16 protein-coding genes are annotated in these 19,399 nt (G+C 63.7%); 5 read left to right on the top strand and 11 right to left on the bottom strand.

All coding sequences use genetic code 11. From position 1 onward, the window contains the following. The first annotated feature begins 59 nt into the window (after positions 1 to 59). The 4 genes from AX756_RS11770 (at position 60) to AX756_RS11785 (ending at position 3,819) form a co-directional block, all read left to right on the top strand. Complete coding sequence (locus AX756_RS11770; RefSeq protein WP_068311394.1) at positions 60 to 1,007, top strand: ABC transporter permease; 948 nt, start codon at positions 60 to 62, stop codon at positions 1,005 to 1,007. Beyond that, positions 1,004 to 1,825 (top strand): ABC transporter permease, encoded by an 822-nt coding sequence (locus tag AX756_RS11775; protein ID WP_068311396.1) that lies wholly within the window; start codon positions 1,004 to 1,006, stop codon positions 1,823 to 1,825. Before AX756_RS11770 ends, AX756_RS11775 begins: the two co-directional genes overlap by 4 nt. Then, a complete protein-coding gene (locus AX756_RS11780) occupies positions 1,822 to 3,384 on the top strand; it encodes an ABC transporter ATP-binding protein (RefSeq protein WP_068311398.1) in 1,563 nt (520 codons plus the stop codon). The genes AX756_RS11775 and AX756_RS11780 overlap by 4 nt, the downstream gene beginning before the upstream one ends. Positions 3,385 to 3,486: 102 nt before the next feature. After that, positions 3,487 to 3,819, top strand: a complete 333-nt coding sequence (locus tag AX756_RS11785) for a PilZ domain-containing protein (RefSeq protein WP_068311400.1) — start codon at positions 3,487 to 3,489, stop codon at positions 3,817 to 3,819. Positions 3,820 to 3,838: 19 nt separating this feature from the next. Here AX756_RS11785 and AX756_RS11790 read toward each other — a convergent pair whose 3' ends face one another. From AX756_RS11790 to AX756_RS11800, 3 genes are all read right to left on the bottom strand, one after another. After that, positions 3,839 to 5,776, bottom strand: a complete 1,938-nt coding sequence (locus AX756_RS11790; RefSeq protein ID WP_068311402.1) for a vWA domain-containing protein — start codon at positions 5,774 to 5,776, stop codon at positions 3,839 to 3,841. After that, complete coding sequence (locus tag AX756_RS11795; RefSeq protein ID WP_068311626.1) at positions 5,773 to 6,306, bottom strand: RNA polymerase sigma factor; 534 nt, start codon at positions 6,304 to 6,306, stop codon at positions 5,773 to 5,775. The genes AX756_RS11790 and AX756_RS11795 overlap by 4 nt, the downstream gene beginning before the upstream one ends. 275 nt (positions 6,307 to 6,581) lie before the next feature. Then, positions 6,582 to 8,054 carry an ABC transporter substrate-binding protein gene (locus AX756_RS11800; protein ID WP_068311404.1) on the bottom strand — a complete coding sequence of 491 codons (1,473 nt, stop codon included), beginning with the start codon at positions 8,052 to 8,054 and terminating at the stop codon, positions 6,582 to 6,584. A gap of 376 nt (positions 8,055 to 8,430) precedes the next feature. Here AX756_RS11800 and idi point away from each other — a divergent pair, with 376 nt between their 5' ends. Next, on the top strand, positions 8,431 to 8,964 hold the full coding sequence (gene idi, locus AX756_RS11805; RefSeq protein ID WP_156461473.1) for an isopentenyl-diphosphate Delta-isomerase: 534 nt from the start codon (positions 8,431 to 8,433) through the stop codon (positions 8,962 to 8,964). A 6-nt stretch (positions 8,965 to 8,970) separates the two neighbouring features. Here idi and AX756_RS11810 read toward each other — a convergent pair whose 3' ends face one another. The 8 genes from AX756_RS11810 to acs form a co-directional block, all read right to left on the bottom strand. Further along, a complete protein-coding gene (locus AX756_RS11810) occupies positions 8,971 to 11,076 on the bottom strand; it encodes a 3'-5' exonuclease (RefSeq protein ID WP_068311405.1) in 2,106 nt (701 codons plus the stop codon). Next, complete coding sequence (locus AX756_RS11815; RefSeq protein WP_068311407.1) at positions 11,069 to 11,473, bottom strand: response regulator transcription factor; 405 nt, start codon at positions 11,471 to 11,473, stop codon at positions 11,069 to 11,071. The genes AX756_RS11810 and AX756_RS11815 overlap by 8 nt, the downstream gene beginning before the upstream one ends. Continuing rightward, the gene (locus AX756_RS11820) at positions 11,470 to 11,997 is read right to left on the bottom strand and encodes a hypothetical protein (RefSeq protein WP_068311408.1); all 528 of its coding nucleotides are present in this window, start codon (positions 11,995 to 11,997) and stop codon (positions 11,470 to 11,472) included. Before AX756_RS11820 ends, AX756_RS11815 begins: the two co-directional genes overlap by 4 nt. Positions 11,998 to 12,046: 49 nt before the next feature. Further along, positions 12,047 to 13,888 (bottom strand): DUF294 nucleotidyltransferase-like domain-containing protein, encoded by a 1,842-nt coding sequence (locus tag AX756_RS11825; RefSeq protein WP_068311410.1) that lies wholly within the window; start codon positions 13,886 to 13,888, stop codon positions 12,047 to 12,049. 124 nt (positions 13,889 to 14,012) lie between these two features. Beyond that, positions 14,013 to 15,803 (bottom strand): sodium:solute symporter family protein, encoded by a 1,791-nt coding sequence (locus tag AX756_RS11830; protein WP_068311412.1) that lies wholly within the window; start codon positions 15,801 to 15,803, stop codon positions 14,013 to 14,015. An 18-nt stretch (positions 15,804 to 15,821) separates the two neighbouring features. Beyond that, positions 15,822 to 16,061, bottom strand: a complete 240-nt coding sequence (locus AX756_RS11835; protein WP_068311414.1) for a DUF4212 domain-containing protein — start codon at positions 16,059 to 16,061, stop codon at positions 15,822 to 15,824. A 207-nt stretch (positions 16,062 to 16,268) separates the two neighbouring features. Beyond that, entirely contained in the window at positions 16,269 to 16,946 is a 678-nt protein-coding gene (locus AX756_RS11840) for an adenylate kinase (RefSeq protein ID WP_068311416.1), read from the bottom strand. A 4-nt stretch (positions 16,947 to 16,950) separates the two neighbouring features. Continuing rightward, complete coding sequence (gene acs, locus AX756_RS11845; RefSeq protein ID WP_068311418.1) at positions 16,951 to 18,915, bottom strand: acetate--CoA ligase; 1,965 nt, start codon at positions 18,913 to 18,915, stop codon at positions 16,951 to 16,953. Positions 18,916 to 19,399 lie beyond the last annotated feature (484 nt).

Here is a 19,399-nt window from a genome sequence, read left to right on the forward strand (position 1 = left end):
CGGCAACGGGCCTTCCCTTCTCACTGGCGCCAACTCGCAGCGGGGGCTAACGTCGGCGCATGTTTCGTTACGTGATCAACCGCCTGATCTCGTTAGGCTTGTCGCTGCTTGCGGCGAGCCTTGTGATCTTTGCCGTGGTGGAGGTGATCCCGGGCGATCCGGCCGCTTTCATGCTCGGCCTGAATGCATCGGAAGACACCGTCGCTGCCTTGCGCGAGGATCTGGGGCTGACCGGAACGCTGGGCGAGCGGTACTTCGTCTGGGTTGGCGGCATGCTTTCGGGGGATTTCGGCACGTCCTACACCTACCGCGTTCCAGTCTCGGACCTCGTCGCAGCGCGGCTCTGGGTCTCTGTGCCGTTGGCGCTTTATGCCCTGTTGCTCTCGATCCTGCTGGCATTGCCGATTGGAATGGTCGCGGCGGCGCGACGGGGCAAGATGCTGGACTATGGCATCATGGGGCTCACACAGCTTGGGATCGCGGTGCCGAATTTCTGGTTCGCCATGCTGCTCGTCGTGTTGCTGGCAATCACGCTGCCGATCTTCCCCGCAGGCGGCTTTCCCGGCTGGGACGCCGGCGCGTTCGCCGCGCTGAAGGCGTTGACGCTGCCTGCCGTCGCGCTGGCGCTGCCTCAGGCCTCGATCCTTGCGCGGGTGATGCGCTCGGCCCTGATCGAAACGCTTGGACAGGATTACATCCGCACCGCCCGCGCCAAGGGCCTGTCGGAGGGACAGGCGATCCGGCGCCACGGGATGCGCAACGCGATGATCCCGGTGCTGACCATTGTCGGGCTGCAATTCTCCTTCCTGCTGGCCGGTGCGATCATCATTGAAAAGGTATTCTTCTTGCCCGGGCTCGGCCTGCTGATCTTCCAAGGCATCACGCAACGCGACCTCATCGTCGTGGAGTCGGTTGTGATGCTGCTCGTCTTCGCAGTCATCCTTGTGACCTTTCTGATCGATCTTGCCTATGCGTTGGTCGATCCGCGGCTGAGGCATTCCCGATGACATGGCCGGTACAACTCCGGCTGGGCGCGACGCTGTTCGGGCTGCTCCTGCTGGCCGCGCTGCTCTCGCTGTTCTGGACGCCCTATGACGTGACCGAGCTGGAAATTGCGGCCAAGCTTTCCGCGCCCTCGGCGGCCCACTGGCTGGGCACCGACCATCTCGGGCGCGACATGCTTTCCATGCTCATGGCCGGCGCGCGGACCTCCATCGCCGTGGCGCTGGTGGCCGTGGGTATCGGCATCGCGCTCGGGGTTCCGCTCGGGCTTTCGGCGGCAGCCAATCGCGGATCGCTCCTCGACGAGATCATCATGCGCGGCAACGACCTGATCTTTGCCTTCCCTTCGCTCGTGATCGCGATCCTGATCACCGCCGTTTTTGGACCCTCGGCGCTCAACGCCATCCTCGCCATCGGGATTTTCAACATCCCGGTCTTCGCCCGTGTCGCGCGGGGTGCGGCGCTGACTATCTGGCCACGGGAGTTCATCCTTGCCGCGCGCGTGGCCGGCAAGGGCAAGGTACTGATCTCGGCCGAACATATCCTGCCCAATATCGCCAACCTGCTGGTCGTGCAGGGAACAATCCAGTTCTCCATGGGCATTCTCGCCGAGGCCGGGCTCTCCTATGTCGGCCTCGGGGCGCAGCCGCCGACCCCCTCCTGGGGACGGATGCTCGCCGATGCACAGACGTTTTTCTACGGCTATCCGCGGCTTGCGCTGCTACCGGGGCTGGCGATCGTGCTGACGGTACTCGGCCTCAACCTGATGGGAGACGGGCTGCGCGACTTGCTCGATCCGCGGTTGCGGAGGGCAGTACGTTGATCGGCATCGAAAAGCTCTCACTGACCCTGTCGGGCATCCCCGTGCTGCGGGATGTCTCGCTGGAAATCGCAGCGGGGCGGACGCTCGGGCTTGTGGGCGAGAGCGGCTCGGGCAAGTCCATGACGGCGCTCTCGATCATGCGCCTGTTGCCGCATGGAGCGCAGATGCGCGGGGCGGTTCATTTGGAAAACCGCGTGTTGAGCGAGCTGTCCGAGCGGCAGATGTGCGCGGTGCGTGGGGCTGAGATCGGGATGATCTTTCAGGAGCCGATGACGGCACTGAACCCCGTGCAGACCATCGGCGACCAGGTGGCGGAGACGCTGCTGGTTCATGGGGCGGCGAGCCGGCCCGAGGCGCGGGCCATTGCGCGGGAACGGCTGGCGCGGGTCGGTCTGGTGCCGGAGCGGTTTCCGCTGGACCGCTACCCGCATGAGCTGTCGGGCGGGCAGCGGCAGCGGGTGTGCATTGCGCTGGCCATCGCTCTGCGGCCGAAGCTGCTGATCGCGGACGAACCGACGACGGCGCTCGATGTGACAACGCAGGCCCAGATCCTGGACCTCATCCGCGAGCTGGTGCGCGAGGAGGAGATGGCCTGCCTTTTCATCACCCATGATCTTGCGGTTGTCTCCGAGATGGCCGACGAAATTGCCGTGATGAAGGCGGGCGCGGTGGTGGAGCGCGCGCCGACCGCAGCGCTCCTGCGCGAAATGCGTCACCCGTACACGCGCGCGCTGTTCGATGCCTCGCGCCATCAGCCCGAGCGCACAGCGGCAAGGAGCGAGGCGCCATTGCTGGAGGTGCGCGGGGCGGTGCGGGATTACACGCTCCGGCGGCAACACCTGTTCGGGCCGCGCCCCACCTTTCGCGCCGTCGACGGCGTGAGTTTCGCGCTCAAGCGTGGGGAAAGCCTCGGGCTGGTCGGCGAAAGCGGCTGCGGAAAATCGACCCTGACCCGCGCCATCCTCGGGCTGGAGCCATTGCAGGGCGGCGAGATCCTGCTCGACGGGCAACCGGTCTCGCCCCGCATGCCGGCCGAGTTGCGCCGCCGCATGCAAGTCGTCTTTCAGGACCCCTACGGTTCCTTCAACCCCCGTCACCGGGTTGCGCGCCTGCTTACCGAACCGTTCCACCTGACCGGGCGGCCGCCGGATCTGGAGGAGCGGATTGGCGAGGCACTGGAAAATGTCGGACTGGCGCCGTCGGACCGGGACAAGTTCCCGCATGAGTTTTCCGGTGGTCAACGCCAGCGCATTGCGATTGCCCGCGCGTTGATCACGCGCCCGGAACTCATCGTCCTCGACGAGGCAGTCTCGGCGCTCGATGTCTCGATCCGGGCGCAGATCATGGACCTTCTGGCGGACCTGCAGGGGCAGTTCGGGCTGAGTTACCTGTTCATCGCGCATGACCTGACGGTCGTGCGGGCGATCACGGATCGGGTGCTGGTCATGCGGGCGGGGCAGATCGTGGAAGAAGGGGAAACGGAGGCGGTATTTTCCGCACCGACAGGGGCCTATACCCGCGCCCTTCTGGCGGCCGCACCGGTCCTGCCATCCGTGTGATCCCGAAAGCCATCCATCTCCTGCCGCGCTTGGCGCGGGTAATCACGGGTTAACCCGGCGAGGTCAAACTAGCGGCCAACCTGATTCAGCATCAACGAGCCCATGTTTGAAAAGCACTCGATTTTTCGCAGACCACTACCGACCGAACCGCGCCAGGCTGTCGATATTCCCTGTCGCCTGCGCTACGCGGAGGCGGGCTGCCCCGCGCGGTTGCGCGACTACAGTGGCGGCGGGCTGAGGCTGGAACTGTCTGAGGATGTTCCACAAAGCGACCTGCATGGAACCTTTGCCGTGGAGATCGCCGATATGGGCTGTGTCGCCGTGGAGCTCAAGTGGCGCAAGGGGCGAATGCTGGGATGTTCCTTCCGCAGCAAGTTTGAAAGTCGTCAGATCCTGAGCCGGATTTGTCGACACAAGGGCTTGCACCTGTTCTGACGCAGTACGTATCGACCGCTCATTGTGCGAGGCTCTCGGCAAGGCGCATCAGGCGAACGGCTTCGGCGCGGTAACCATATGTGTCGTCTCCTCGGGCGCTGTCGGCCAACGCGATGGCATCGGCGTAACTCCACTCGCCGGTATAGACAGAACCGCGCAAGAGTTGCCCGAACCCGGCAATGGCGGTGGCGAAACGGGTCTCGACCGAGGCCTGCGAGACAGCTGCGGGAATCGCCGTCTCGATCAAATGGCCCTCGCTGTCGCCCGGCACCTTGTAACGCAACCGCAGGAAGCCAAGCTCATCGCTCGCCTCCGGCGCGGTGCCGGGCTGGTAACGCAGCGGCTCGTTCAGCACGGCGGGCGAGCCAACCGGCGTGACCTCATAGAGCGCGGTCACCTGGTGGCCAGCACCGATCTCGCCGGCATCCACCTTGTCATTGGCGAAGTCCTCGCGGCGCAGCGCGCGGGTCTCGTAGCCAATCAGGCGGTATTCGGCCACCACGGCCGGGTTGAACTCCACCTGCACCTTCACGTCCTGCGCAATCGAGAAGAGCTGACCGGTCAGTTGGTCCACCAGCACCTTCTGCGCCTCGGCAATCGTGTCGATAAAGGCGGCCTGCCCGTTACCGGCCTGCGCCAGCGCCTGCATGGTCGCGTCGTCCAGGTTCCCCCGGCCAAAGCCCAGGACCGACAGGAATGCGCCGGTGTCGCGTTTCGCAGCGATGAAATCTTCGAGCGCGTCCGGGTCGTAGATGCCGACATTGAAATCGCCATCAGTGGCCAGAAGGATGCGCGAAAGCTCCCCCTCGCCCGCCATGTCGGCGGCAATGGCATAGGCTTGCTCCAGCCCTTCCTGCCCGGCAGTGGATCCGCCGGCCTCCAGCCGGTCCAGCGCGGCGAGGATCTTGCGTGTTTCACCCGCAGGTGTCGGCTCCAGCACCAACCCGGCGCTGCCGGCATAGGCGACCATGGCAACCTCGTCCTCGGGACGCAGCTCGCCCAGCATCAGCCGCAGGGACTGTTTCAGAAGCGGCAGCTTGTTCGCGTCCTGCATCGAACCGGATGTGTCGATGAGAAAGACGAGATTGAGCGGCGGACGGTCCTGAACGGCCGGCATCTCGCCTTGCAGCGCGATCTGCAGGATCTGCGTCTGCGGGTTCCAGGGCGTCGGGCTCAGGCTCACGGTCGGCGCGAAGGGGGCGCCACCGGGCTCGGGAGCCGGGTAGGCATAGGGGAAGTAGTTCACCATCTCCTCGATGCGCAGCGCATCGGCCGGTGGCAACTGGCCATACATGAGCGACGAGCGTAGGACCGACCAGGACGCCGTATCGACATCGACCGAGAAGGTCGAGACGGGCTGGTCTGCAACGGCGGTGACCCCGGCGGCTTCCTCGTTGGCAAACTCCTCGCTGCTGGCTTCAGCCAGAGGCGTTGGGGCCAGAATCATCGGTGCGTCGGACAGCGCCATGCTTTCCATCCCGGCTCCAGCGGCGGGGGCCATCTTGAGGCGCGCGGCTTGCCGGGTGGCGGTCGCCGGGGCGACCGGCTCCACCAGCGGCTCGGCGGCTTCGGCCAGTTCTAGCTCTACCGGCTCATCGCGCTTCAGGTTCGACGGCTTCGAAACTCCGATGGGGTCTTCGACCGTCGGCCCAATAGCGATATCCTGCGGCAGAACGATCAGGACAACGAGGCCGGCGGTGACAAGGCCGGTTGTAGCGGCAAGCCCGGCGCGGCTGGTCAGGGCATGGATCATCGAAACTCCTCCATCAATCAGGCGTCCCATCAGGGGGCGGCTGTTGGATGGACGCGGCTCGGCGGGCGATCCTTGGCTGGAATTTTCTGTTTCCTGGTCGAAAGCGGCCATAGCGGCGGAGATATCCGCAGCCTTGCGGCCACCGTCAGTGACTGGCGGGGCAGCTTTCAGAGCGGCGCGGAGCCGTGCGAGATCATCTGTCATTGTTCTTCCCCCGCGATTGCGCGCAGGGCTTTCTTCACTTCCGACATGCGCCAGGCGATAGTGCCCTCGGACAGGCCCAGAACGCTGGCTGCCTCTGCCTGTGTCAGCTCTTCCGCCAGGATCAATACAGCGGTGTCGCGCAACTCCGGCTTGAGTCGGGTCATCGCCTGTTCCAGCCAGCCGACAGCCTCCTGCGTTTCCGCATCGGCGGCGCGGCGGGCAGTCTCCCAGTCACCCCATCCATCGGCGGCCCTGGCATGGGTGGCGGCGCGGCGGCGGCGGTCATGGGCGGCATTCACCGCGACCCGGTAGAGCCAGGTGGTGAAACGCGCTTCAGCACGAAAGGACTTCAGCTTGCCCGGCAGCGCCACGCAAATGTCCTGCGTCAGGTCCTGCGCCTCTGCATGGGCACCCGTCAGACGAAAGGAAAAGGCAAAAAGCCGGTCGTAATGCCGGTTGAGAAGTGCCGCGAAGGCGTCTCTATCGCCGCTTGCGGCGGCGCGGGCCAGGGCTTCGTCATCGGTTGTCATGCGCATGTCACAGGGTAAGACGGCTCAGGACCACGGATCCTTGGAAAGGCAAACAGCTTTTCTTGCGCGCTCCAACGATCCTGCGGATCGTGCCTCCGGCGGGGATATTTGACGTCAGACGAAGTGGTGGACGCCAATTCGTCTTCTTCTGAACGTAAATACCCAGGGGGAGTGCTCGCAAGAGCGCGGGGGGCAAAGCCCCCCTCTGCATCAGGAAAAAACGCGAAACCTGTCCGGCCTCAAGCGGCCAATCCGCCGCCTGAGGACGAAAACGCTCAATCGACCCAGCGGATACCGGTGAGGTCATTTGCCTGGGTCGGCGCGTTCTCCCATAGCCCCTCGATCTTGCTATTGGCCACGCCGGTCTTGGCCAGTTGGAACAGGTAGCCATTCACGTAGTCATCCGCGATCATCTTTTGTGCCGCGTGGAGGATGTCGGTGCGCATGGCCGGTTCCGCGGTCTTTTCCAACTCCGTCATCAGCGCCTGGAAATCCGGGTTGTCATATTGGAAGTAATAATCCGGCCGGGCATAGATGTTGATATCGGCAGGCTCGGTATGGCTGACGATGGTCAGGTCGAAATCCTTGCCCTTGAAGACCTGCTCCAACCACTGCGCCCATTCCAGGTTCGAGATCTCGGTCTGGACTCCGACTTTGCGCAACTGTGCGGCGACGATCTCGCCACCGCGGCGGGCATAGGCGGGGGGCGGCAGGGCCAGCCGCAGTTTCAGATCCGCCTGGCCGGCCTCTTCCAGCAATCCCTTGGCCATCTCGGGATCATAAGCGGACTGCCCGGTCAGATCGAGGTAGTCGGGGTTATGCGGCGCGAAATGGGTGCCGATCGGAGTGCCGTAGCCATGCATGGCGCCGTCGATGATCTCCTGACGGTCGATGGCATGGGCAATCGCCTTGCGCACCTTCACATCCGCCAGCGGCCCGGACTTGTTGTTGATCGACAGGATGGTCTCGCCCTCGGTCGAGCCCACGATGACCTTGAACATCGGGTTGGCATCGAACTGCATCAGCGTTTCCGGCGCCGGGAAATTCGGGAAGGCATCGACATCGCCGGCCATCATCGCGGCAAAGGCCGCGTTGGGATCGGAGATGAACTTGAACGTCGCGCTGGCAAGCGCCGGCGCCGCCCCCCAGTAGCCGTCATAGCGGGCGATATCGACGGAATCGCCGTGGGTCCATTTGTCGAAGCTGAACGGACCGGTTCCCACGGGGGCCGTCGCCGCCTGTTCGGCGGTTTCCGGTGCGAGGATGACCGCATCGCCCCAGGCCATCTTGAACGGGAAGGCGCCATCGGGGTTGGCGAGCGTGACCTTCACGGTCAGTGGATCAACAAGTTCGACCGTCTCGATCCCCGCGAAAAGCGCCTTCTGCGCGTTGGTGCTGTCCTCGGCGCGGGCACGCTCCAGCGAGAAGACGACATCCTCGCCATCCATTTTCGAGCCGTCATGGAAGCTCACGCCATCGCGGAGATGAAAGGTGTAGACCGCCCCGCCCTCGGACACTTCCCAGCTTTCCGCCAGCCCCGGCACGATGGCACCGTCAGGTGCAAAGCGCGTCAGCCCTTCGAAGACATTGGCATAGACCACCTCGTCGATGGCGGCCGCGGCGCCTCCGGTCGGGTCGAGATTTGGCGGCTCCAGCGCCATACCGATGGTGATATGATCCTGCGCGGCAAGGGCTCCGCTGGCTGCAAGCGCCAGAACGGCCGTGCCGAGGAAGTGGCGGATAAACATTGTCGGCTCCCTGATTTTGTATTTTTGACAGCCTACAGGCAGCAGGACCGGTTTGTTAAGCGATCTCGGTGCCTTCCGCCTTGCCCGATGACGATTTCGCATTCGCCTGCAGTCCGGTCAAATCGACGCAGACAAACGACAGAACAGGCCGCGAAATCGTTTTCCTGGTGTTGTTTCTCCTGTCTGACCACATCAATCGGGAATTTCAGGGCCTTTTTCATAGGCAATCTTCCCCTGTGGCACCTTGTCGAGGTGAAGTGCTTTTGGATCGGCGCTTACATCGGGAGCGAACCTGCCCACGTCTCAGCGCGGGCATTCCGCCGAAAACATTCCAGCCGCCACGGGGTCGCCAGGGCCACTCCCGGACGAAAAGCCGATGACCGACGAGATGATTCCCGCATGGGTCGATGGGACCCTGCAACCGGTCGACAAACTTGAGGTGCACCGAAAGGGGCTGCGCCACAAGGCGGTATCGGTGTTCGTGATGGACGGCCAGAACGTGCTGCTGCAGCGTCGGGCGCACGGGAAATACCATTCGGGCGGGCTTTGGGCGAATACCTGCTGCACCCATCCGCGCTGGAACGAGCCGGCGGCGGATTGCGCGGTACGCCGGCTACGCGAGGAGTTGGGGATTACCGGGCTCTGGCCCGCGCATCGTGACCGGGTGGAATACCGGGCGGATGTCGGCAACGGGATGATCGAGCACGAGGTGGTCGATATCTTCATAGCCACCGCTCAGACCAAGATGAAGGTCACGCCGAACCCGGCCGAAGTGGCGCAGGTCGAATGGGTCGGCTTCTATGACCTGACCGCCGAAGTGGCGCGCCGGCCCGAACGTTTTACGCCCTGGCTGCGCATCTATCTCGAAGAGCATCGCGACAGGATTTTCGGCACGCTGATGCGCATCTGACGCGTATCAGCCGGGAACCTTGTCTGGGCTGTTGGCATCCTTGAGCAAACGGCTGTGGCGGCGCACAGCCGTTATGACCTCGCCGAAGGTGCGATAGCCCTGCCCCTCCAACATCGGGATCATCATCTCCAGCGCCGCGGCGGTGGCAATCGTGTCGCCCATGGCGGTGTGGCGCGCCTCGGGCGGTATGACGACACCGAGCCGCTCGGTCAACGCGTCGAGCGTGTGGGTTTCGGACTGACCGAATACCACCGCCGAGAGAAGTACGGTATCGAGCACCGGGTGATCGAAACGCTTGCCGATACCGGCCTCGTGCCGACGCAGGAACTCCAGGTCGAAAGGTGCGTTATGCGCCACCAGCACCGCGTCATGGGCGAAGGCGTGGAAACGGCGGCCCACATCGGCGATGACCGGCGCATTCGCGACCATCTCGTTTGTCACATGATGCACCTCGGTCGCCGAGGCCGGGATCGGGCGCTCCGGGTTCACGAGGCTCTCGAATTTCTCGCCCGGAATCCGCTTGCCACCGACCAGGCGCAGCGCGGCGATCTGGACGATCTCGTCACCGGAAGAGGGCAGCAGGCCGGTCGTCTCGGTGTCGAACACCACGCAGGTCAGCTCGCGCAGCGGGGTCTCGGCCAGCTCTCCGCTGGGCTCCCGATCCATGAGGTCGAAATCATAGACGGCCGAACGGCGCGCGCCGACAAGTGGCGCCCCGATGGGACAGGCCTTGCGCAACGGCAGGCGCAACAGCGCCCTGCCCACCGCACCGGACTCGGGCCAGGCGTCGGTCGCATGGGTCGACAGCACCGTGCGCCCGGTCACGTTGGCCATGCCAACCTCGAGCGGAAGGTCCAGCCACCCGTCCAGCAGGCCGACCTGCAACACGTCGCCGAACCAGCCGATGGTGACGAGCGCTCCGCCCTCTTCCTCCTCGGCAATGCGCAGTGAAATGGCCGTGGCACCGATCACGGTCGACAGCCGCTCGCAAAGATGCGTCAGCAGCGCGACGAGTTGAAACGCATCGCAACGCAGCATCAGGCGTTCCGCCTCGGCGGTCAGGTGGATCCCCTCGCGCTCCAGCAGTGCCACGACGGAATCCACCAACTCGCTGGCACGAATGTCTTCCATCGGCCACCAGCCGCCACGCGCGGCGTCATAGCGCGCGCCCAGATCGGTGATGGCATGGGTCAGCGCCCCGACCTCTCCCAGTAAGGCCGCGCGGCCGTTCCCATTGTCCAACGCCCCGGAATCCAGCACCGTCTGCAGGTTCGCCGCTGGACGGCGGACCCGCTCGAAGACCTCTTCAAGCAGCTCCTCGCGCCCGGCGTGCAGCGCCAGATCGGTGGTGACATCGCGCAGCGTCAGCACATAGCCCGGCTCGTCCGCACTGCGCTGCGGCAGGTTCACGAGCCGCATTCGCCCGGCCAGCACCTCGCCGGACTGGACGGCAGCACAGAGGATATCGCTGGACGCATCGGCATCTTCGGAGGCCAGCAGGCGCCGGTACGCGTTCTGAAGCGGGCCCTCGCGCAGGTAATCGAGCAGGGACCTGTGGAGCCCGGCCGAGATTTCCCCCGCCAGGATTTCCTGCGCCTGCCCGTTATAGAACACGATCTGGTGCTCGCAGGTACATAGCAGCACACCGGCGGGCACGTCGGCCAGCAGGGCCTGCAGCCGGGCATTCTCGACCGCCAACCGGGTCGTTTCCCGCTCGACGGCTTCGGCCAGCGCGTTCTTGGTCTCCGAGAGCGATCCGGTGATCGCCTGTGCTGCCGGGGCGAGATCGCCAAGGTAACGCGCCGGTTGGTGATCGAGTTCCTCGGCGATGTCGGCATGGGCGCGGGCGCGCATCCCGCCGGCCAGTTTCTGGATCGCCTTGGCGACATTCTCGTCGAACAGGAACCAGACCCAGACCGCCATCGCCAGAACACCGAAACCGGCCACGAGGCCGGCAAAGACGAAACCGCCCTCGATTCCGGATTCGGGCACCCGCTGGTAGCCCAGCCAAAGGCCCGCCACGACCGCGGCGATCCCGCCGAAGGCAACCAGCGCGAAGAAAAGGAAGACCCGCAGGCGCAGGCTCAGCTTGCGCGCCAGCCACTCATGCATTGCTTGGCTCCGCCGAGCCGGACAGAAGCGCACGCGCCTGCTCCAGCAGGTCCGACAGGTCGAAGGGCTTGGCAATGAAACCGTCCGCGCCGAGCGCAAGTCCCTTGCGCCGCTCCATCGCGTTTCCACGCGCCGTCATCATCAGGATCTTCACCTCCGCCAGCTCCGGCTCAAGCCTCACGGCCTGACAGACCTCGTAGCCCGTCATGCCCGGTAGCATCACGTCAAGCAAGACAAGATCCGGGTGAAGGTCCCGCACGGCCGCCAGCCCGGCATCGCCATCGGCGACACGCTCGACCTTCCAGCCCTCTCGCCCGAGCACATGGCTCAGGGCAAGGGCGATATTGTCCTCATCCTCGACGATCAGGATTCTGGCCGGGTGATCTGTGCCGGTCATGGTCGGATCTCCTTGCAGACAACGGTGAGTGTCAGGTCATCCTCCGGGATCGGCGCCCATTGGGCGTTCTCGATCGCGCCGGAATCATCGAAGGTGACCGTGTCGAGCAGCGGCGCGCCACGCCTTGCATCGCAATCGACGACCATCGGCACGACCTGCGTCGGCTGCCAGCGGCCAAAGAGCAGCATGTCGAACATGCGCAGATGCGGCACCGCCTCGTTGGTGCGGATGGCGCCCGTCTCGACGGCGGCAAATCGGTTCACCAGCGGCGCGACATAGGTCCAGGGGCGGAAGAAAGCCTTGGATTCATGTACCCGCGTGACAACGACATCGTCCGGGAACTCTGCCGACGTCCGTTCGAACCAGGTGTATTCCATGCGGATCGTGAACAGGATCATCATCGCACCGGCAGCGACGGGCATCAGCCAGCGCGGAAGGCGCCCGCCTAGAAGGCGGTTCAACAGAAAGACGACCCCGGCGGCTGCGACAGCGGCGAATATGGCAGCGATCAATTCGAGGAACATGGCCCCTCCCCTGTTCCATGCAGCGGTGCTGCGCTGGCGAATTCCTGTTTCAACTCAACATGCCTTTGCCTTGGCCAATGGCCGATTGCATCGTTCGCACCACCACGAAAGCGTCGCGCAGATGGCTGCGTTCCAGATCGCTCAGATCCGAGGGCGGCATGAAATTGTCGGGCTTGCGGTCGGCCTTGATCTCGTCGGCCTGCCGCTTCAGGCGGGTCTCGGCGATCAGGTCGTAGGCGTCTAGCAGGTCATGTGCGCCCGAATGCGAGATCGTGCCAAGCGCCTCGGCCGCTTCCAGCCGCGCGCGCGTGTTCACCTCGGTAATCCCGCCCTGAAGCGCGTAGATGCGGCCGAGATCGACAACCGGAACGACGCCGTTCATCTTCATGTCCAACTCGTTCTTGTGCTCGCCAGAACGTACCGTGGCAAAGCCGCGGAACAGGCCCAGCGGCGGCGTGTGCTTGAGCGAATTCACGATCATGTGGCCAACGAAGATCGTGTTCCTGCGGGCCGCCGCCAGCGTCTCCTCCTGCAGGTTCTCGAAGAGGCCATGCGTGCCGCCGATCGGGCGCAGGTCGAACATGACCGAGGCGAGCATCTGCGCCTCCGGGTCGGGCTTGTCGATCCAGCCCTGGAAATAGCGCTTCCAGACCGCGAGCGGCTGGCACCAGCGCTCGGCCGTCGCCATCATGTCGCCGGGGCAGTAGAAGTAGCCGCAGGTATCGAGCCCGTCGGAGACGAACTTGGCCAGCTTGCGGAAATAGGGCATGTCCGCTTCGGTCACGGCGTCGTCGAGGATCATGCAATTGTCCTGATCCGAAACACCGGTCTGTTCCTGCCGCCCCTGACTGCCGCAGGCAAGCCAGAGATAGGGCACAGGCGGCGCTCCGAATTCGGCCTCGGCCAGCGCCAGCAGGCGGCGGGTGACGGCATCGGCAATATCGGTGATCAGCCGGGTGACGACCTCGTGCCGGTTGCCGGCCCCCACGAGCTGCATCAGTAGCTTCGGCAGGCGCCCGGTGACCTTGGCCATTTCCTCGGCGGTGTAAGCCTCGGCGATCTCCTGCACCATCGAGGCGGAGCTGATCGCCTGGAAACGGGTCAGGTCGGTCTGGGTCAGGATGCCGACGATGCGGTTGCCTTCGGTCACGGTCACATGGCCGACCTTGCGCTCCAGCATGATGTGCAACAGGTCCGAACCAAGCGCGGAAGGGGCCAGACTCGCCGGATCGGCGGTCATGATCTGGCTGACCGGCGTGTCACCGGCCAGGCCCAAGGCCACCGCCTTGGTCGTCATGTCGCGCAGCGTCACGATGCCGACCAGCTGGTTGTCGCCCTCGGTCACGGCGAGGCAGGAAACGCGCGTGTCGCGCATCATGCCCGCCGCGGTCTGGATGCCGGTATCCGGCGCAACGGTGATCGGGTTGCGCGCCATCAGGTCGGCAACGCGTTGCGTGCTCAGATCCCTGCGGCGTTCCTTTGCCGGGCTGCGGCCACGGTCGAAGAAACGGGAGAAGCTCTTGGAATTCTGGATGAGGTCGTGGAATTCGTCCGCCGGCAGCAGCAGCAGGCGGGTTTCCTCGACGGCCCTGGCATTGGTCACCGCCATGCCGTCGCGGGCGAGGCCACGCTCGCCGAACGAGTTGCGGCCATGCAGGATGGAAACCTGTACGCCGCTCTGATCGGTGATTTCTACCGTGCCATGCTCGATCAGGTAGAGCCCCTCGAGCAGTTCGCCGGCGGAATAGATCGTCTCACCGGCAGGAACCCTGCGCTCGAGAAACACGCCGGCGATCCGGGTCAACGTCTCACGCTTGAGGCTGTCATAGGGGTGGACGTTTTCGAGAAACCGGAGGATCCGTGTGTCTCGGTCGAGGGCGGCTTCGGTCATCGTCTCACCGTTAAAAGAGGTCCTGAAAGGAAGACGGCGCGCCCCTTCGGGCAAAGGGACGCGCCGGTTTTGTCTCAGGTTGCAGGCAGGGCCATTGGGTAACCCTGCCTGCGGACCTGCGGGATCAGTGATCCGCGGCGGCAGCACCGGCGCCACGCGGCACCCGGACGCTCTCGACCAGATCGACGATCTCCTGCGGCGGTGCCTTGGTCGCGTTGGAGACGAGGATCGCCGTGGCGAAGTTCAGGGCAGCACCGACCGCGCCGAACGAGGTCGACTTGATCGTCAGCAGCAACGGGTCGCTGTCGTCGAAGCTGTTGGTGCCCGGGATGAAGAACCAGCCCTTGTGCAGGAAGATGTAGACCAGCGTCACGGTGAGACCGACGAGCATACCGGAGACGGCACCCACGTTGTTCACACGCTTGGAGAAGATCCCCATCATCAGCGCCGGGAAGATCGAGGCAGCCGCCAGACCGAAGGCGAGCGCAACCGTCTGGGCGGCGAAGCCCGGCGGGTTGAGGCCCAGGTAGGTGGCAACAACGATGGCAGCAGCCATGGCGATCCGAGCGGACATCAGCTCGTTGGCTTCCGACATGTCCGGGGTCAGCTGACCCTTGAGCAGGTCGTGCGAGACAGCCGAGGAGATCGCCAGAAGCAAGCCGGCAGCGGTCGACAGTGCGGCGGCGAGACCACCGGCAGCGACGAGCGCGATAACCCAGCCAGGCAGGTTGGCGATTTCCGGGTTGGCCAGAACCAGGATGTCGCGGTTGAAGTTGGTCAGCTCGTTCTCGGAGCCCCAACCAGCGGCTTCCATGGCGGCAACCTTGTCGGCATTGCCCTGGTTGAAGTAGGCAATCTTGCCATCGCCGTTCTTGTCTTCCCAGCCGAGAAGACCGGTCTTCTCCCAGGTCGCCATCCAGGCGTACTTCTCGTCGGCTTCCATCATCTCGGTGGAGACCGGCTCACCATCGGTGCCGTTCGGCCACATCAGCTCGGAGATGTTCAGACGCGCCATGGCGCCAACAGCCGGAGCCGTGAGGTAGAGCAGCGCGATGAACACCAGCGCCCAGCCGGCAGACCAGCGCGCGGAGGCAACGGTCGGCACGGTAAAGAAGCGCATGATGACGTGCGGCAGGCCAGCGGTACCGATCATCAGCGACAAGGTGAACAGAACCATGTTCAGCGTGTCAGCGTGGTGCGCGGTATACTCGTTGAAGCCCAACTCGGAGACGATCTGGTCCAGCTTGGCCAGCAGCGGCTCGCCGGAAGCGGCGTGGTCGCCAAAGAGGCCGAGGGCCGGAACCGGGTTGCCGGTCAGCTGCAGCGAGATGAAGATCGCCGGGATGGTGTAGGCGGTGATGAGCACCACGTACTGGGCAACCTGCGTGTAGGTCACGCCCTTCATGCCGCCGAACACCGCGTAGGCGAAGACGACCGCGGCACCGATCAGCAGGCCGGTGGTGTTGTCGACCTCGAGGAAGCGGCCGAAGGCAACGCCGACACCGGTCATCTGGCCGATCACGTAGGTGATCGAGGCGACGATCAGGCAGATCACGGCCACGAGGCGCGCGGTCGGGCTGTAGAAACGGTCGCCGATGAATTCCGACACGGTGAACTTGCCGAACTTGCGCAGGTAGGGCGCGAGCATCAGCGCGAGCAGAACGTATCCGCCGGTCCAGCCCATGAGGAAGGTCGAGTTGTCGTAGCCGGTGAAGGCAATCAGACCCGCCATCGAGATGAAGGAGGCGGCCGACATCCAGTCAGCGCCGGTGGCCATGCCGTTGACGACGGGGTGAACACCCCTGCCGGCGGCATAGAATTCGGAAGTAGAGCCCGCGCGGGCCCAGATCGCGATACCGATGTAGAGCGCGAAGCTCGCACCGATAAAGATCCAGTTAAGTACAAACTGATCCATGTTTCCCTGTCCCTATTCTTACTGCTCGTCCACGCCGTGTTCGGCGTCGAGCTTGTTCATCCGCCAGGCGTAGAAGAAAATAATTGCCAGGAAGACGAGAATGGAGCCTTGCTGGGCGACCCAGAATGCAAAGCCCGGCATGACTGGCTGCAGCAGTATGCCGAAGAGGAAGGGCACGACGGCCCAGATTACGAGGCACCAGGTGACGATCTTGATATTCGCCGCCCAATACGCATTGGCTTCAGGTTTGTCCGACATTGCGGTCCTCCCGAGTTGGTTTCCCTTTTCCCCGCGACGTGCCTAACGCGCGCCGCGACCTTATTAGTCCGGCTCATTTTGAAGCGAACCGGTTTCGGGATGGATGCAAGAGGACGCACACATCCCACCGATCAAGCGCGAGCCTGATCGGCAATCTCTTTTCGCCGGACGGGTGTTACCCCGTCCGGAAAAGCCCTTTTTCGGCGATCAGGCCTTGGCCTGTTCGACGATCTCGCTGAGCTTGGCGGCGATCTCCTCGATCGCGCCCATGGCGGCGACCTCCTGGAGAACGCCCCGGCCCTTGTAGAAATCGATCAGCGGCGCGGTCTGCTCGTGATAGGCAGCAAGGCGCGAACGCACGGTTTCGGCATTGTCGTCAGCGCGGCGCTTGAACTCCGTGCCGCCACACTTGTCACAGATGCCGTCCACGTCCGGCTTCTTGAAGCTGTCGTGGTAGCCCTCGCCACATTCGGCGCAGGTGTAGCGACCCGAGATCCGCTCGACCATCGCCTCGTCCTCGACCTCGAGCGAGATCGCGGCGTTGATCTTCTGGCCCGAAGAGGCCAGCAGCCCGTCCAGCGCCTCGGCCTGGGCCGTGGTGCGCGGAAAGCCGTCGAGGATGACGCCATTGGCAGTGTCATCATCGCCGAGCCGGTCCTTGAGAACCGCGATCACGATCTCGTCGCTGACGAGCTGCCCCGCCTCCATCACGGCCTTTGCGGCCTTTCCGGCTTCGGTTCCCGCTGCCACGGCACCCCGGAGAAGGTCCCCGGTGGAGAGCTGGACCAGCCCGAACTTTTCTTCGAGCATGCGGGCCTGCGTCCCTTTGCCGGCCCCAGGGGGGCCAAGCAGGATCAGGACTGGCGGGGTAGTTGCGTCGCTCATGACGTCATCCCTTGTTCTTACGGTTTTCGATCAGATCGTCGACCACGGAGGGGTCGGCGAGCGTGGAGGTATCTCCAAGGGATCCGTAATCGTTCTCGGCAATCTTGCGCAAGATGCGGCGCATGATCTTGCCCGAGCGTGTCTTAGGCAGACCGGGGGCCCACTGGATGACATCGGGGCTGGCGATCGGGCCGATCTCGTGACGGACCCACATGCGCAGCTCCTTCACCAGCTCGTCCGAAGGCTCGACGTCGTTCATGAGCGTCACGTAGCAATAGATGCCCTGGCCCTTCACGTCATGCGGGTAACCGACAACAGCGGCCTCGGCGACCTTGGCGTGCGCGACCAGCGCGGATTCGACTTCCGCGGTGCCCATCCGGTGACCGGAGACGTTGATGACGTCATCGACGCGACCGGTGATCCAGTAATACCCGTCTTCGTCGCGGCGGCAGCCGTCGCCGGAGAAGTAGTAGCCTTTGTAGTCCGAGAAATAGGTCTTCTCGAAACGGCCGTGATCGTCCCAGACGCCGCGCATCTGGCCGGGCCAGCTATCCTTGATACAGAGCACACCCTCGGCTTCCGTCTGAGTCACTTCGGTGCCGGAATGCGGGTCCAGAATGACCGGCTGCACGCCAAAGAAGGGCTTGGTGGCCGAGCCAGGCTTCGCCTTGTGGGCGCCGGGCAGCGGGGTGATCATGTGACCGCCGGTTTCAGTCTGCCAGAAGGTATCGACGATGGGGCATTTCCCCTTGCCGACATTCTCGTTGTACCAGTTCCAGGCTTCGGGGTTGATCGGCTCACCGACCGAGCCCAGCAGCCTGAGCGAGGAAAGGTCATGCTTCTCGACCCACTCGGTGCCCTTGCCCATAAGTGCGCGAATAGCAGTCGGCGCGGTGTAGAACTGGTTCACCTTGTGCTTCTCGACCACTTCCCAGAAACGGCCGGGATCGGGGTAGGTCGGCACACCTTCGAACATCACGGTGGTGGCGCCATTGGCCAGCGGACCGTAGACGATATAGCTGTGCCCGGTGACCCAGCCGACATCCGCGGTGCACCAGAAGACATCACCGGGGTGATAATCGAAGGTGTATTCATGCGTCATCGCGGCAAAGACGAGATAGCCGCCGGTGGTATGTACGACACCTTTCGGGTGACCGGTGGAACCGGAGGTGTAAAGAACGAAGAGAGGATCCTCGGCGTTCATCTCGGCCGGGGTCATGTGCTCGTCGGCTTCCAGCATCAACTCGCCGTAATCGTGATCGCGGCCATCGACCCAGGTGGTCTGCTCGCGGGTGCGGCGCACCATGAGGACCTGCGGATCGTGGATGCAGTGCAGAAGGGCGGCATCGGTGTTGGACTTGAGCGGGGTCTTGCGGCCGCCGCGCGGGGCGTAGTCGGCGGTGATGACCAGCTTGGCATCGCAGCCATTGACGCGTGCGGCAAGCGCCTCGGGCGAGAAACCGGCGAAGACGATGGAATGAATGGCGCCGATACGGGCACAGGCCAGCATCGCGTAGGCAGCTTCCGGGATCATCGGCAGGTAGATGACGACGCGGTCGCCCTTGCGGATGCCGAGATCTTCCAGAACGTTGGCGAGCTTGCAAACCTGGTTATGCAGCTGGCGGTAGGTAATGTACTGAGCGGGCTCGTGAATGTCGTCCGGCTCGAAAATAATGGCGGTCTGGTTGGCACGCTTGGCCAGGTGGCGATCGATACAGTTGGCGGCGACGTTGAGCGTGCCATCCTCGAACCACTTGATGTCGATATTGCCCGGCTCGAACGAGGTGTTCTTCACCTTCGTGTACGGCTTGATCCATTCAAGACGCTTGCCATGCTCACCCCAGAACGTTTCGGGGTCATTGACCGAAGCAGCATACATCTCTTCGTACTGCTTCTCGTTGATATGGGCGTTTTTCTTGAACTCGGCGGGGATAGCGCCGATCTCGTCGGCTTTGGCTTTTGAAGTCATGGTCTCCCTCCCTGAAATGGCTTGTGCGACATTGAGGGAGAAACAGGTCTTATGGCCGGAATTACCAACAAGACGCGCCCCTCCCCAGGCCACGGCTTGGCCACAGCATAACGTTATCCGTCAAAAAACGGGTAAGTCTTTTTTTGAAATGGATTTTTTTGTAAATCACTTAACGACACAGGCCCGTTATGTGTAAATTGTTTTGCAAATGAGATCGCAAACACCATGAAAATCAAAGCCCTACCGAAAGGGCCACGCGTGAAAAGGCGTGATCACGAATCCCGGGCCATGGGTGCAATCATTCCCGATCACCCCCCTCACCCCTGCGACAAATACGTCAGAGCCGCAAGATAACGAAATAATGTTGCCCGATGCACCTGTCCGAGGGGGAGAATCACGCCACAGGATTCTCTCGAAGCAGGTCACTGCGGATTCCACGAGATACCCAGCTTGTGAGGTCCGCCGCCACCGCAGATTCTGCCGG

The organism is Aliiruegeria sabulilitoris, from assembly GCF_001558155.1.
Taxonomy (GTDB): Bacteria; Pseudomonadota; Alphaproteobacteria; order Rhodobacterales; family Rhodobacteraceae; genus Tropicimonas; species Tropicimonas sabulilitoris.